Source organism: Butyricicoccus sp. Marseille-Q5471 (genome assembly GCF_951230135.1).
Classification (GTDB): domain Bacteria; phylum Bacillota; class Clostridia; order Oscillospirales; family Butyricicoccaceae; genus Agathobaculum.
In genome coordinates, this window is record NZ_CATNVC010000025.1 from 1 (window position 1) to 14865 (window position 14865).

The 14865-nt window shown below is 40.6% G+C and carries 13 protein-coding genes and 2 pseudogenes; 12 read left to right on the plus strand and 3 right to left on the minus strand.

The window, feature by feature from the left end; genetic code table 11:
* The first annotated feature begins 230 nt into the window (after positions 1–230).
* From QOX26_RS13885 to QOX26_RS13925, 9 genes and pseudogenes are all read left to right on the plus strand, one after another.
* Positions 231–1040: a recombinase family protein gene (locus QOX26_RS13885; protein WP_283675575.1), complete on the plus strand. Its 810-nt coding sequence runs from the start codon at positions 231–233 to the stop codon at positions 1038–1040.
* A 112-nt stretch (positions 1041–1152) separates the two neighbouring features.
* Positions 1153–1584, plus strand: a pseudogene (locus QOX26_RS13890) (recombinase family protein); the annotation flags it as partial.
* A 244-nt stretch (positions 1585–1828) separates the two neighbouring features.
* Positions 1829–2530: a TrkA C-terminal domain-containing protein gene (locus QOX26_RS13895; RefSeq protein ID WP_283675576.1), complete on the plus strand. Its 702-nt coding sequence runs from the start codon at positions 1829–1831 to the stop codon at positions 2528–2530.
* A gap of 156 nt (positions 2531–2686) precedes the next feature.
* A complete protein-coding gene (locus QOX26_RS13900) occupies positions 2687–3811 on the plus strand; it encodes an ABC transporter ATP-binding protein (protein WP_283675577.1) in 1125 nt (374 codons plus the stop codon).
* Entirely contained in the window at positions 3811–4455 is a 645-nt protein-coding gene (locus QOX26_RS13905; protein ID WP_283675578.1) for an ABC transporter permease, read from the plus strand. Before QOX26_RS13900 ends, QOX26_RS13905 begins: the two co-directional genes overlap by 1 nt.
* On the plus strand, positions 4452–5054 hold the full coding sequence (locus QOX26_RS13910) for an ABC transporter permease (protein ID WP_283675579.1): 603 nt from the start codon (positions 4452–4454) through the stop codon (positions 5052–5054). The genes QOX26_RS13905 and QOX26_RS13910 overlap by 4 nt, the downstream gene beginning before the upstream one ends.
* 20 nt (positions 5055–5074) lie before the next feature.
* Positions 5075–5971 carry a glycine betaine ABC transporter substrate-binding protein gene (locus QOX26_RS13915; protein WP_283675580.1) on the plus strand — a complete coding sequence of 299 codons (897 nt, stop codon included), beginning with the start codon at positions 5075–5077 and terminating at the stop codon, positions 5969–5971.
* A 618-nt stretch (positions 5972–6589) separates the two neighbouring features.
* Positions 6590–6790 (plus strand): DUF4314 domain-containing protein, encoded by a 201-nt coding sequence (locus tag QOX26_RS13920; protein ID WP_442870239.1) that lies wholly within the window; start codon positions 6590–6592, stop codon positions 6788–6790.
* Positions 6786–7169, plus strand: a pseudogene (locus QOX26_RS13925) (transposase); the annotation flags it as partial. The gene QOX26_RS13920 and the pseudogene QOX26_RS13925, both read left to right, overlap by 5 nt.
* 121 nt (positions 7170–7290) lie before the next feature.
* Here the strand turns inward: QOX26_RS13925 and QOX26_RS13930 are convergent.
* The 3 genes from QOX26_RS13930 to QOX26_RS13940 all read right to left on the minus strand — a co-directional run bounded on the left by QOX26_RS13930 (position 7291) and on the right by QOX26_RS13940 (position 10455).
* The gene (locus QOX26_RS13930; protein ID WP_283675581.1) at positions 7291–7602 is read right to left on the minus strand and encodes a hypothetical protein; all 312 of its coding nucleotides are present in this window, start codon (positions 7600–7602) and stop codon (positions 7291–7293) included.
* Positions 7603–7832: 230 nt separating this feature from the next.
* Positions 7833–8144, minus strand: coding sequence for a hypothetical protein (locus QOX26_RS13935; RefSeq protein ID WP_283675582.1), 312 nt, complete (start codon positions 8142–8144; stop codon positions 7833–7835).
* 379 nt (positions 8145–8523) lie between these two features.
* Entirely contained in the window at positions 8524–10455 is a 1932-nt protein-coding gene (locus tag QOX26_RS13940; protein ID WP_283675583.1) for a DNA primase family protein, read from the minus strand.
* Between the two features lie 90 nt (positions 10456–10545).
* On the opposite strand from QOX26_RS13940, the gene QOX26_RS13945 reads away from it, so the two are divergent.
* Genes QOX26_RS13945 through QOX26_RS13955 form a run of 3 tightly spaced genes read left to right on the plus strand, consistent with a single transcriptional unit; the run spans position 10546 to position 14761 of the window.
* Entirely contained in the window at positions 10546–11391 is an 846-nt protein-coding gene (locus QOX26_RS13945; protein ID WP_283675584.1) for a TIGR02391 family protein, read from the plus strand.
* An 11-nt stretch (positions 11392–11402) separates the two neighbouring features.
* Positions 11403–12206 (plus strand): Hachiman antiphage defense system protein HamA, encoded by an 804-nt coding sequence (locus QOX26_RS13950; protein WP_283675585.1) that lies wholly within the window; start codon positions 11403–11405, stop codon positions 12204–12206.
* The gene (locus QOX26_RS13955) at positions 12200–14761 is read left to right on the plus strand and encodes a DEAD/DEAH box helicase (protein WP_283675586.1); all 2562 of its coding nucleotides are present in this window, start codon (positions 12200–12202) and stop codon (positions 14759–14761) included. Before QOX26_RS13950 ends, QOX26_RS13955 begins: the two co-directional genes overlap by 7 nt.
* Positions 14762–14865 lie beyond the last annotated feature (104 nt).

Below are 14865 nucleotides of genomic sequence, written 5' to 3' on the forward strand. Positions count from 1 at the left end.
TGCTCTTTTAAAATTCGGATAATCTGCTCTTCTGTGAATCTCTGTTTCATGTCAATCACTCCATTTTTCTCAGTTTATCATATCGTGACTAACATTTCCACTGGATCAGTTTTTCGGGATCAGGTCACAGGGACATCTAGCTCTTTTAGAACAACATGATAGGCGGCTGGTGTTCCGACTGAAAAATGGGCTGGAGCTATCAGAATGCTATGGGAAGGAGATGTGAGGAAATGCAACGACATACACCACTCGGCTATCGGATTGTCGATGGAAAGGCCGAAATTGCATCTAAATCCGCACAGATTGTAAGGACGGTTTTTGAGGAATATCTGGCCGGAACCTCTACATATCGAATCGCCAAAGGCCTGACAGAAAAAGGCGTCTTAAACGCCAGCCGCAAGCCTTCATGGAATCACGGCTCGGTAGGAAAAATACTGGAAAATACAAAGTATATAGGAGATGGCTTCTATCCCCTGTTGATTGACAAAGCAATATTTGAACAGGTTCAGCGTATGCGCCAGAAAAAGGTGGAGAGCCTTGGGAGAACAGCCAAACTCAACAGTTTTGCAAACGCTTCGCTGTTTAGCAATAAACTTTACTGTGGTGCCTGTGGACAACCGTACCGCCGCTATGTAGAGCACTGTGGGCAGGCTGGCGAAACTGTGAAATGGAAATGCAAGCATTATATTTGGAGAAATCGGGTGTGCTGCCGAAACATTTTTCTCACCAATGAGCAGATTGAGAATGCCTTTCTCCGAATCATTAACAAAGGAATTGCTACTCCTATAATACTGGAACGGCAATCACAGGTAAAGTCTCTGGCATCCTGCCCGGCCAGTGAACGGCTGACTGGCCAGATACAGCAAGCCCTTGAAACCGGGCAGTATACGGCCAGCCAATTAAAAGAGATGGTGTTTGAACGGGCCATAGAGCAATATCGGGTGGCGGTAATTGATGATTGGAGCTATCAAACCGATAAGCTCAAAGCTGCATTGTGCGGCAAAGAAGCGCAGACCGTGTTTGACGAGAAACTTTTTTAGCGACCATAAAAAAGGCAATTATCTATGAAGATGGCAGGATACAGTTTTACCTGCATAACGACCTGATGTTAGAAACCCATATTACAGAAAAAGCAAAGGAGGCGGATACATAATGCAAGCAGCAACCGCAACGAAAAAGAATATCTCGGTCATTCCCGCCAAGCAGGCGTATGATCGCACTATACGACCACAGATGAAAACCTTGCGGGTAGCGGCCTACTGCCGCGTTAGCACCCTGCAGGAACAGCAGGAAACCAGCTACGAAGCACAGGTGGCTTATTACACAGAGAAAATCAAGAGCAATCCCAACTGGAAGTTGGCGGGCATCTTTGCGGACGATGGTAAAAGTGCGACCTCAACTGCCAAGCGCTCCGACTTTCAGGCAATGATCGACGCCTGCATGGCCGGGAAAATCGACATGGTCATCACGAAATCCATTAGCCGGTTCGCCCGAAACACGGTAGATTCGCTGATTAATATCCGCAAGCTCAAGGAGAAGAACATAGCAGTGTTTTTTGAGAAAAAAGACTTCGATACAGCAGAAAGTCCGGTACTACGGGACTTTTCAGCACCGTAACGAAGCCTTTGGTGTTTAGTTGGTGTTTAAATTTATGTGACGCAATAGAACAAAGGAACATGGCGCTATACACTATATTGGGTCAGTCAGTTGGTTGAGGTCAGATGAGGGAAGTCTGCATTGAAGTCAACACACTGCGAAGCTCGGTGTTAAAAAAGTGGAATCTTCATATGAGGTAATTGTTGTTATTGGCAAATATATATCTTATCTTATGATAAGAGCTACCAAGCTTGCATTTTTAATAAATTTTAGCTATAATAAATCATCAGTCCTCTTAGAAAGGCGATTAAGTATGGATAATAATATAGTTGCTCCAGTATATGCTCAGATAGCTCTTGATATTGCTTCGCGTATTGCAAAGGGTGACTTGAAGGAAAATAGCAAAGTATATGGACGATCTATTATGTCTTCTGAATATGGTGTATCTCCTGAAACAATTCGCAGAGCCATAAAACTACTTGAAGATATGGAAATTGTCGAAACTAAACAAAATAGCGGTACCATCATTTTATCTGCAGAAAATGCTAAGATATATGTTGCGAAATTCAATGAACAGAATAATGCTAGATCCATGCAAAAGCAATTAGCTGATTATATAGTACAGCAAGAGGGTATTAATCGAAAAATAATTGATATCGTTGGTTCTATTGTACGAATAAATGAGAAGTTTTCAGAAACAAACCCATTTAATAATTATGAGGTTGTCATACCTAATAATTCTGGAATCATCGGCCACACACTTGGTGAACTGAAATTTTGGCAGGAAACCCGAGCTACAGTAATTGCTATACGACGAGGTAATAAGATTATTCTTTCGCCTGGCCCCTATGTTCTGTTTGAAGCTGAGGATACGATCATTTTTGTTGGTGATATATCAAGCATAAAGGCCGTAACAGACTTTATTAATAAATAAAACATGATTAAAACCCATGATTCTGAATAGAATTGTGGGTTTTATTTCTTTCTCACCTTGACAAACTGACAACTTTAGTATAAAATATAAGTTGTCAGTTTGTTTTTGCTAATTTATTATGGTGCTAAAAATAATCAAATAGGAGGAAAATTAATATTGATTAAATTTCAAAATGTAAGTAAAAGTTACGGTCACACCGCAATTCTCAAAAATATTAGTTTTGATATTAATCAGGGTGAATTTGCTGTTCTGATAGGCCCTAGTGGATGCGGAAAAACCACCACTTTAAAAACAATCAACCGTCTTATTGAGCCAGATAGGGGAACAATATTTATTGACGGTAAGGATATTACAAAGGAAAATCCGGTTGAATTAAGACGTTCAATTGGTTATGTGATTCAACAAATCGGGCTATTCCCTAATATGACAGTTGAACAAAACATTGCAATTGTTCCAAAACTCTTGAAATATCCAAAGGAAAAATGTCAGGAGATTGTGCGGGATTTATTAGCACTTGTGGATATGCCGTATGAGGAAAATGCACATAAGTATCCGACAGAATTATCCGGTGGTCAGCAACAAAGAATTGGTGTGTTGCGTGCACTGGCTGCCTCGCCACCAATTATTTTAATGGATGAACCTTTTGGGGCACTCGACCCAATAACTCGTGAATCATTACAAGAAGAAATAAAGCAAATTCAAAAAAAGCTGAAAAAGACGATTGTTTTTGTGACGCATGATATGGATGAGGCCATTAGGCTAGCAGATACTATTATTTTTATGGATAATGGTAAGATTGTTCAAATGGCGTCTCCTGAAGAAATGTTGCAAAATCCGGCGGATTCCATTGTAAAAAGTTTCCTTGGTAAACACATGGATAACGGGGACGGTGCACCTAAGCTTTTCGCCGAGGACTTTATGAAGACAAAAGTTTTCAAAGTACCTAAAACAAGCCGTACCCTTGAATGTATTAAACTTATGAGCAGCAAAGATGTAAATTCACTAGTAATTCTTAATGATGATGATACATATTTCGGCACTGTAACGATTGAGGATATAAAAGCTTTGGGCAAACCGGGAAAAGAAATTGCAGAGCTTGTTACCCATGATGTGATTACTGTAGGCAGAAAAGAAGACGCGCAGATAGCCTTTGATACGCTGCTTTCATCCAAATCCAACTATGTTATTGTGCTTAATGAAAATCAAACCGTTGCAGGACTAATAACTCGAACAAGCATGGCAAAAGCTTTAGGTGAGGCTCTGTGGGGTGAAGTATTATAATGAGTTTTATAGAATTTGTTTCAAAAAATTATAATGAAATTTTAAAAAGCCTGGTCCGCCATATCGAATTGGTAGGCATATCTATATTAATAGGTATTTTGATATCAATTCCGTTAGGAATTTTTCTAACACGGCATAAACGTGTAGCCGGACCGGTTCTTGCCCTTGCAGGCACAATACAAACTATCCCCGGGCTTGTCATGTTAGGATTTGCTTTGGTTCTAATAGGCATTGGCATGTTGCCGGCCATAATTGTGCTTACATTGTATGCGATTTTGCCAATTCTTCGCAACACCTATACCGGTATTACCGAAGTCGATAAAAGTTATACGGAAGCTTCGCGCGGTATTGGAATGACCAATATGCAAACATTGTTTAAAGTGGAGATCCCCATTGCTTTGCCAACCATAATCACAGGTATTCGCCTGTCTACAGTGTACATTGTCAGCTGGGCTACGCTTGCGGGATTGATTGGAGCAGGAGGGCTCGGAGATCTTATATGGACCGGTCTTTCTACCTATAATACGAAATATATCTTAGCAGGGGCAGTTCCTTCTGCAATACTTGCATTTATATTAAACGGACTGATAGGGTTATTAGAAAGAATTCTTACGCCTCGTGGATTGAGGAGGTCGAGAATATGAGTGGTGCGTTGCTAGAGGGTATTTTGGAACATATGGCTATTGTATCAATTGCCGTTCTTATTTCATCAGTACTCGGTATTATTATGGGTATTATTGCTTATTGGGTGCGTTTTTTAGATTCGGTCATACTTTGGGTTTCTGAGGTTTTGCAAACAATACCATCCCTTGCGTTGCTTGCCTTGCTGATGATCATTTTTGGACTTGGAGACATCACTATGATTGTCGGCCTTGTGTTATATGCATTACTACCTATTGTCAGTAACACCTATACCGGGCTTAAAAATGTTTCCCCACACTTAAAAGATGCTGCTCGTGGTATGGGAATGTCAAAAATGCAGCGGTTGTTTAAAGTCGAAATTCCACTTTCGTTTCCCCTTATCTTTTCTGGGATTAAAATTGCACTGGTAAACTCACTTTCAGTGGCTGTTATGGGTGTACTCATCGGTGCAAACGGATTGGGTACCATCATTTATCGTGGAATCCAATCACGCAATATGGAGAATATTCTGACAGGAGCAATTCCGGTTGTCGTTATGGCACTCGTTTTTGATTTTGGTATGTCTAAAATAGAGAAGCAACTTATTAAACGAACAAAATAAATTTAATTTAGGAGGAAATTATGAAACTTAAAAAAATTATAGGACTGGGTCTATCACTCGTTTTACTTTCATCTATCGTTTTAACAGGTTGTTCCAGCGCTGATAAAATTGTAATTGGTTCTAAGGATTTTAGCGAAAATAGTTTACTTGGTGAAATGTTTGCACAACTGGTTGAGGCCAAGACAGACATCAAGGTCGATCGAAAGCTCAACTTGGGTGGCACCTTTGTTTGTTTTGAGGCCATTAAGAACGGTGATATAGATATTTATCCCGAATACACTGGAACAGGACTTACTGCACAGTTAAAAATGGATGTTATCAGTGACCAGGATGAAGCATATAGAGTCGTCGCAGAAGAGTTTAATAAACAGTTTGATATTAAATGGCTGAGTCCATTAGGATTTAATAACACATATACTCTTGCGGTAACCGATAAGGTTTATCAGCAATATGGTGTAAAAACGTTCAGTGATCTTGCAAAGATTTCCAATAATCTTGTGTTTGGTGCAGAACATGAGTTTTTTGACAGACAAGACGGCTATGATGGACTTGTGGAAAAATACTCAATGAAATTTAAGGGCGAGCCAAAGAAGATGAATGTTTCACTTAAATACCAGGCAATTGGCAATGGTGATATGGACGTTACAGACGCTTTCGCTACTGATGGTGCAATAAAACAATATAATCTAAAGGTACTTACCGATGACATGGGCTTTTTCCCACCATATTACGCAGCGCCCATTATAAAAAACGCTACACTTGAAAAACATCCTGAACTCGAAGATATTCTAAATGCGCTTGCTAATGTTATAGATGACGCAGCAATGACTGACCTTAATTACAAGGTTGATGTAGAGGGAAAAGATGTAGCGAAAGTAGCAAAAGAATTTTTGAATGAAAAAGTTTTATTAGACTAAAAGAGCAATCCATAAACTCATCTTTATCAATTCTCCATATTTATATCACCTTTAAAACAAGCCGCCATTTCCTTATAGGAAACGACGGCTTGTTCAAGTTTATTGGCTTTTCTAAAGGAGCTATTATATTATTCTCATAAGATTTTGGATATCAGGCAATAGCGACTACGTGGAAGCGGAGCGAGAGTTTAATCTGCCTAAGTGTATGTGCGGATTAGGCATAATTTATATCAACTTGAGGCAAACCATACAAAGAACCATCGCTATGTCTATTTTAGTGCTGAATCCCCGTATGGTTCTGCACACCTTTTTGCGTCTTCGGTGTAGTTTTTTAAAAAATGTAACAGGAAAAATGATGCGTGTTTAATCAAGACCAAAATACAAAACAGTTTCACAAATTATAAGAGTAAATCCCACGAAAAACTTTGAACTTTCTGATACATCTTACCAAAATGACTTGCTATTCTGTGCCTTTAGAGCGAATATACACCTACCAAAAAGAAGGAGGCATAGAAAATGACAGATTCGAAAAACTTAAAAAATCCACATGGACTTAACCGTATTGTACTTGAAAACGCTAAGAACGATCCTAAAATCAAAGCAGAAATTCGTGCTATCATGAATGGAGAAAACAACATTCATGATGTCTCACGGCGTTTATCTTCTCATTTCTCGGCTGGAAGCCGAGTTGAATTGATGAGGATGGATGATCCGCAGTCACCACCAATCGGCACGAAAGGCACTGTGGTTGATGTTGATGCGCTCGGTAGCATTGTTGTGAATTGGGATAACGGCAGTAATAATTTTTTGAAAGGTTAATTCACCTATTACAACTATCTGTGGGATCGGACCAACACTTGGAGCCATCATTCTTAGTGAACTAGGTGATATTAATCGTTTTTCTGATCCTTCCAAGATTGTTGCATATGCTGGTCTTGATGCATCAGTCAAACAGTCAGGTGATTTTACTGGTACTAAGACTCGGATCTCTAAAAGGGGTTCGCCCTATCTTAGAAGAGCCATTTGGACAGCTGCCACAATAGCCTCTTTCCAGGATCCTGTATTATCTGCATACTATCAAAAGAAACGCTCTCAGGGGAAAGCCCACGGAACTGCTATTGGTGCTGTATCAAGGAAATTAGTCAATATTATTTATGCAGTTCTAAAAACTAACGAACCTTACTCGCCAAGACCTTAATTACATCCAAATCCAACAAAGGGGCATAGCCTCTATTTTGTCTTGCACAAAAACCTATTCAAATTTTCAATGTTCATTTTCTTAATTTTTTTCAAATTCTTATTGACTCTTTATAGCTGGTCTATTTCTTGTCACAAACGGGGCATCTGTATAAACCCAGTTCGTTATAACTGAGCGGTCTGGCAATTTGCTTTAACATACCGCTGTGGCAATCCGGGCAATGGATATCATAAGTAAAAGCCATTTCCATATCGTGGGGCTGTTTTGCGTGGAGACGATAATACTTGTGTAACTTTCCATGATCATCCTTATGGATTTCATCACGAAGATAAAGGTCGCACATATTCTCAACATATTCATCTGAGCAGTATGAGCCTTTCGGACGAAGGAGTGTTCCCTCCTTGTTCATTTTTGAGATTGGATAATTTGCCATTTTGAATTCCTCCTAAAATTGTTATTATGGGGTCTTTTTGATTTTTTACCGGTCATACTGCTTTACCGGAACGATAGGTGTACCCGGCACTACGGCAGTATTGGAGCAGGTCATCGTAACCGTTGATGTGGATGTTGGAATACCCATCAGTGACGGTATATCGGATTTCTTTCGTTACGGTCACAGGCTCGACGGAGCGATTGCGAAGATGTATTTTGCCTTTGGCGCTGCTATGACTTCTGCCATAGAGCAGGGCAATCAGATTCATGCCGTTTTCCTCCCCTCATGAAGATGTAGCCGCGCATTTGACAGAAGTCTATAGCTTCTGTATATGAGCGGAAGTAAAATTCGGATGCTCCGTCTACTACCTTCCACCGGGCCGGCTCAGCGTTCTTGCTCATGAAAAGCACTACCGGCTTCATATCCTTGCGGCGGTATAGCGACATACCGTCATAGCGGTCATCGCTAAAATCCGAAGGGCTGCTCTGTTTTGTGATTTCGCTCTCGGCATTCATCATGCCGATAATTCTGATTCGGTTCATATTCCTTTCCTCCAATCATGTAAAATATCATTTATATAAACGGCGCTCCGGTGGTGGCAGCAGTGGCAGTACCGGTGGCAGTCATTTTCACAGCTGCCACTGCCAAAAGCCAAGTATCCCAAGGGTTTTAGCTACTTGGTGGCAGTGGTGGTCGTATTTGTCCACTTCATATACACATCCCATAATCTTTGTTATACTTTCTCTCTGTATATACAGTTTTTCAAAATTCAGCTTAGAAGTTGAAAGCACTGCCACCACTGCCACTAAACACCGGAAACCCTTGCACTGTGGGCATTTTTTCAGTGGCAGTACTCATTTTTACTGCCACCAGTACTGCCACTAAACCGAGAGTACTGCCACTAAACCGAGAGCACTGCCACTAAGCAAGGAATTCGGCACCCTCATATCCATAGGCCTGTGCATATTGTTCTTTTGCCTCCAGCGTTAATGTGTAATTCCGATAGTAGGTGCCGTTGTTGCGTTTAACCGACATATCGGCAAAGGTAGTATCGAGGTGGTCGGCAAGCGTTTTTCTAAAGTCACCGGCTGTCTTGGCATAACCATTGTTATTATCGTAGCACCATGCTTTATACACCTTGTAAATGCGCCCAGTAGAACAGCTATCCTCAATCTTGCGATGCGGCCTTTCGGTCATGCACTCATTGTAGAAGCTGATAACAGAGTTGTTTTCGCTCATATAGGTGTCACGCGCCACGCTGACGGAATCCGGCTCTGAAAAACGGTAGCCATTGGCGATAACCGTCTGCAGAGCCTTTACTGCTTTATAGACGATACCATCACGCTCGGCGTACAATTTATCAAGAAGTGTTTTGTCCTGCTTGTCTTTCGGGATGACGTTGGGACACTCCACCACCATGATGCGGTCATAAATCCATTTGCCATCATCGCCCCCAAACTTGGGGAGTCTGTTCATGCAAAACCAGAGCAGACCGTTATAGGTAAACTCAAAGGCTTGCTGTCCTTTGAACTCGGCATACAGGCTATCGCCGCCTGTTATTTTCTTAAAGGTTTTCAGTTCATCTACCGAGAGAAAACTCATATCTGAGCTACCGGCAAGACGTGTGCCATAAATCGCACCGGTGCCAAATCTGGATTCGATATCCTTAAGGTCAGTACCGATAAAGTTCCCTTTGCCAAGCAGACGCTCTACAAGGCTCTTTAACTGAGATTTGCCGGTATCGCCATCGCCTACAAGGAAAAGTGCTTTTTTCATTCTCCAACCTTTAATGTTGGATATGCAGGCGCCTATAAATTCCAGTAGCAGTCGCTCTATGGCCTTATCGCCGTTTGTTAGGGTGTGCATATATCTGTCAAACACCGGTGTGGGCGTGTCTTCACCTGTCCAGCCACATGGGATTTGGATGGTGGAGAGGATATCCGGCGAGTGGGGCAGGAGCGTTATTTCATCTTCCCTTATACGGAGCAGACCATTATTGAAGTTTATTAAGTACTCAAATGAATTGAGGTCATCCTGTCCTACATATTTGAGATCAGTTATGATTTGATTGTATGCCTCAGCTACTTTGCCCATGGATACAAGTTCTTCGTCATATTCCGCTATGTAGCTTTTTATGACGCCCTTGATCATATCGGGGGCATACAGCCGGTAACAGCCGCCTTCATATACATAAATGAGGAGAGCCTGTCTGCCGTTGTCGCGGACGAAGATATATTTCAGATGCTCTCGCGTCCATTTAGCCAGTAGCGGCGGGAACACATATGGCGCTCCTTTTCCATCGAATTTAATGAAGTAAGGATGCTCCATTTTGGATTTATGGAAGGTGCCATGACAAGCTTCAATGCCAACGGCTATAGTGGATTCACGGTAATCGTCACGCTCCCACTTATCGCGGTAAAGAGCCGAATCGCGAAATACCGCATCAATTGCGTCCGGATCGAGGCCGGTGCGGAAAGCGATGATGGCACAGAGTGCTGCGTCCGCTTCGGACTGTGAGCCGTAATCGCTGAAATCGCCCTCGTCATACAGCTTTTTGAACTTATCGCCGTTTTTCTGTTTACGAAGACTGCAGGCGATGTCAAAGTCGGCGCGGTCACCATCACGATTGGCACTGTACTTGGTTTTTTCCTTGCGGCGCATATTCTTAAAGTAGAAATCCAATTCAAGTCCGGCATTGTTATGAGCCAGCGGATTGACTTTGAGGACTGAATAGGCGGCGGGAGTTAGTGATGAGTGAAAGCTCCTGCCGCGTACATAAACACTGCTAAGAACAAAATTCTCAGATATAGGAGCTGAGAGTTTTGTTGTTGGCAGTGTTCGCAGAATGAACAAAGTAAACCAGAAATTACTTTGTTCATTAGTACATCAGTGATATAATAATTTTATTAATGATTTTACAATAGCTTAGGTAGAGGTGGCGGGATGACAAGCAAAATATTAAATCAACAACAGTTGAAAGCTGTATGCGACATTCTCGGTCATACGAATGAGGGTTTTACAAAAACTGAGTTGAAACGGTTATTGCAACAAAGCCAAATTGTTTTAGTGAATGATGGAAATTCTAACAACGGTTACAGTTATACAATTGGGTTAAATAAGCGCGATTGGTTATATAACTGTTTAGCCAATGAAGTAAATACCAGTAAATCTTTGAAAAAAATCTATCAATTTCTTATAAATGCGTTAAATCCTGTTTCTTTTACAGGACAGGCTGACAGAGAAAAATACCATCATCTTTTAGAAGAAACCAATAGGGTGCTATTATTGGCTGGTTTGTCAGTCAACAATGAAGGAAAGCTTATTGAGGTTGTTCAGGCAAAAACACTAGATGAAGTTGATCGGCGTGTAAACCATTTGAAACGCGAACTTTATAACAGAGCTATTCATAGTGAAGTGCAAAAGTATTGCATTAGGGATTATTTGCGCAAAGATTATTATGATGCCGTATTTGAGGCGGCCAAAGGCCTAGCCGAGCGGGTGAGGCAGATAACAGGCTTGACTTCTGATGGTGGAGAATTATTTCAAAAGGCTTTTGCCAAAGGTGATCCGTATCTGTTTTTTAATTCCATGCAAACGGACAGTGAAAAAAGCGAGTTTACTGGGGTAAAAGAATTGCTTGAAGCTATATTTCATTTGGTGAGAAACCCGGCAGCCCATACTCCTAAAGTTAACTGGAATGTAGAAGAAACAAAGGCATTAGATATTTTAACGTTAATCTCATTCGCACATAAATATTTGGATGAATGTCACAGGATGCCTAGCAAATAGGAGAATTGCATATGAAACCTCAATATTTAGACTGGCTTATTCAAGAAAAACCAGTGATTACTTCTGAAGGAAAGCAGATTGTTATATATGAGCTCGTCATTCAAGATGACGAGAGTGTTCTTAATTCATGGGCAAAGCATTTGCGGGAGCATTATTGTGCAGATTCAGAAATAGATGTCTTACGAGCAGGATATGGTTTTGAAAGAGATAAATATCTAAAAAAAATAAAGTTCCCGGACGCAAACACCAATCCAGGCCCTTCTGTGCGTTCAGGAGATTTTACAGAAATATTAATTGCCGATTACGTTCAATATGTGCTGGACTATATTGTCCCAAGAACACGTTACGACCGCAAAGTAAATAAGAACTCATCGACTATGGGCAGTGATCTTGTAGGATACAAGTGTGGCAAAAAAATAAGTGGTAACGATGAACTTATAGTTTTTGAAGTGAAGGCCACAGCCAGTGAAGTTCGTCCATCATCGAAAGTCCGGCTACAAAAAGCAGTCGACGATTCCAATAAGGATGTTGTTAGACTTGCAGAAACATTGAATGCAGTTGTTCAGCGATTAATTGATCGAAACGATTTAGAAGAAGCAAAACGAGTACAACGCTTCCAAAATTCTTCGGATACCCCTTATCGAAAGACATTTGCTGCGGCTGCGGTACAATCTAATATGTCTTATTCCGAGAATATACTTAAAACCGTTTCTACTATACATCATGCCGACCCAGATTTGAAACTTATAGTTATGCACTGTGATAAGTTAATGGAGTTCATCCATGAAATGTACGGGAGGGCGTGTAGATGTTAATAGGGAGAGAATCAAAATATCTGCTAAAGCAGACACGCTCAAAAGCGAAAATGTATGAATATAGCGTTCCAGATGAATTGCACATCGCAGTAGACGATAATGCAAATGAACTATTATTGATTGCAATTGCGGCAATTGGAAATATTTCAGCACAGGTACTTCATGAAAATAATCCCTACAGGATAATTCCGGCAGATAAAAAAGAGGAGCTTGAATTTGCATCACATTATTTTGATGCTTTTTTAAAATCAAAATTAGATCCAAACTATCCTCAATATTACTTGGTTTTAGGAGCAATCGCATATTATTTATGTGATTTCGCTGGTAGTGCAAAAGTTATGGCAAATATGATTGACACCGATGAGCTGGATCTGGGGTGTGGTGGAATTGAAACAATACTGGCGTTGTTGCTTCAAGATCAATTGAATGTAAATAAGTTGGGGGCTGCTGTTCAAGAAACCTCGTACACGCGATATTTGCATCAAGTGACCACAGCTTATGACATCTGCTTTCATCAGCATAAACCTGCTGAATTAGACTTTATAGTGGAGTTTCGTTCTCTAATATATTCACAAGGTTCCCCGCGAGAATTGTTGTTGACCGATGCCATGCTTGCGATTTTGCTTATAAAAATAGAACGCTCGGCGTTAAATCTGCTTCCAATATATTCAGGGTTGTCGGCAGATAACTGGGAAGGAATGTTGCAGAACAAAAAGAGTATTTATGAACTTTGGCCAGCTCAAATTCGGCTTGGTGAGGCCGGCGTCTTTTCCGGGAAATCAGCGATTATCCAAATGCCTACTAGCTCCGGGAAAACGACATCCATGTCAATCACTATAAGAGGTTCTTTTCTATCGGGAAGAACCTCAATGGCTGTCATTGTTGCACCCTTTAGATCATTGTGCCGAGAAATAAGTGTTGATATTTCCAACGATTTTTTTGATGATTCCCATGTTCATGTCAACGCACTTTCTGATGTTCCAGAAATGGAAGATCTGCTTGAATTATTAGGATCTGGCGGAGAAAACAGCAAGAACATTTTGGTTTTAACTCCGGAAAAGTTGCTTTATTTACTAAGGCAGGACAATGAACTAATTGTAGATACAGGATTAATAATATTTGACGAGGCACATATGTTTGATGATGCTTCGAGAGGCGCTCAATATGAGCTCTTAATTTCGTCCATTATGATGTATTTGAGAGCCGGTACCCAAAGGCTCCTTCTCTCCGCCGTCATTCCAAACGCAGCGCAAATTAATGACTGGTTCACCGGCGGCGAAGGGGTTGTGATTGCTGATAACTCAATACGTGCAACAGAAAAAACGGTTGCAATTACTGACTGGGAAATGTCTCGCAAGGAGCCATATGGATACCTGTATTTTCTCGATCCGGAGAATCCTAATGAACTCGAATTTTTTGTACCGCGTATTATAGAAATCAAATCATTAAACAAACTGAAAAAGAACGAAAAAGCTCGTTTTTTCCCAGCTGTAAATTTCCAAACGACCAAGGTTGAGCATAATGATATAGCAATTTATCTTGCCGTAAAGCTGAATCATAATGGTGGGGTGGCGATATTTTGTGGAAGAAAAGATACTGCAGACAGTGTTTTGCGAAGAATTCTTGAAATCAATACCAGAGGCATAGACGTCTCATCATTTATCGAGCATATTGTTGATAATGAACATGAGAAAATAGCACAATTAATAAAAGAAAACTATGGACAAAGCAATATTTATTATGATGCCGCCTTGAAAGGGGTTTTCACTCACCATAGGGGCATATCTAATGGAATAAGAATTGCCACAGAATATGCAATGAAGAAAAATTTAATTAGATGCATTGTTTGTACATCAACCCTAGCGCAAGGTGTTAATTTGCCTATTCGATATTTAATTATTTCAAGTCTTTATCAAGCTCAAGAGAAAATCAAGGTGCGAGATTTTCATAATCTTATTGGACGAGCTGGGCGCGCAGGACTATATACAGAAGGAACTATTTTGTTTTCGGAAACTTTTGTATATTCCAGAAGAAATATATTTAAAGACAGATGGCGCTGGAGAGGATATTTAGAAATGTTGGATTCCAGTAACGCTGAGTCTTGCCTTAGCCAGTTCCTGTTGCTAGTGCGCCCGGAAACTTTTGAGATATCATATGACGCTTCTGTAGAGTATGACTTTTATAAATTGGCATTGGCCCGTTATACACACGCTGAACGCTACGAAAAAGCTGTGATTACATTAGTATCACAATTTGAAGAAAACTATCCCTCAAAGATATCCACCTTTAAGTCTGCTATTTACAGAGTTAATCTTAGCTTGGATGCAATTGAGAGTTACCTTCTATCATTTCTTAAAGAAGATAATCCGCAGGATATTAATTTGCTTGTTTCCAGTACATTCGGTTACTTCCTCGCTGACGAAGAAGAAAAAGAACGAATGACGACTCTATTTACAACTGTCAGAAAGTACTTGCTTGATACGGTAAATAGTACAAATAAGCGGGCTGTTTTTAGCCGTACTCTTCTTGGAATTGACCTGATCCCGAAAAACTGATCCAGTGGAAATGTTAGTCACGATATGATAAACTGAGAAAAATGGAGTGATTGACATGAAACAGAGATTCACAGAAGAGCAGATTATCCGAATTTTAAAAGAGC

Coding starts and splice junctions, on each gene's coding strand:
- QOX26_RS13885 (WP_283675575.1), top strand. CDS start 231: ATGCAACGACATACACCACTCGGCTATCGGATTGTCGATGGAAAGGCC.
- QOX26_RS13945 (WP_283675584.1), top strand. CDS start 10,546: ATGACAAGCAAAATATTAAATCAACAACAGTTGAAAGCTGTATGCGAC.
- QOX26_RS13930 (WP_283675581.1), bottom strand. CDS start 7,602: ATGGCAAATTATCCAATCTCAAAAATGAACAAGGAGGGAACACTCCTT.
- QOX26_RS13905 (WP_283675578.1), top strand. CDS start 3,811: ATGAGTTTTATAGAATTTGTTTCAAAAAATTATAATGAAATTTTAAAA.
- QOX26_RS13910 (WP_283675579.1), top strand. CDS start 4,452: ATGAGTGGTGCGTTGCTAGAGGGTATTTTGGAACATATGGCTATTGTA.
- QOX26_RS13955 (WP_283675586.1), top strand. CDS start 12,200: ATGTTAATAGGGAGAGAATCAAAATATCTGCTAAAGCAGACACGCTCA.
- QOX26_RS13950 (WP_283675585.1), top strand. CDS start 11,403: ATGAAACCTCAATATTTAGACTGGCTTATTCAAGAAAAACCAGTGATT.
- QOX26_RS13895 (WP_283675576.1), top strand. CDS start 1,829: ATGATAAGAGCTACCAAGCTTGCATTTTTAATAAATTTTAGCTATAAT.
- QOX26_RS13915 (WP_283675580.1), top strand. CDS start 5,075: ATGAAACTTAAAAAAATTATAGGACTGGGTCTATCACTCGTTTTACTT.
- QOX26_RS13935 (WP_283675582.1), bottom strand. CDS start 8,144: ATGAACCGAATCAGAATTATCGGCATGATGAATGCCGAGAGCGAAATC.
- QOX26_RS13920 (WP_442870239.1), top strand. CDS start 6,590: ATGAATGGAGAAAACAACATTCATGATGTCTCACGGCGTTTATCTTCT.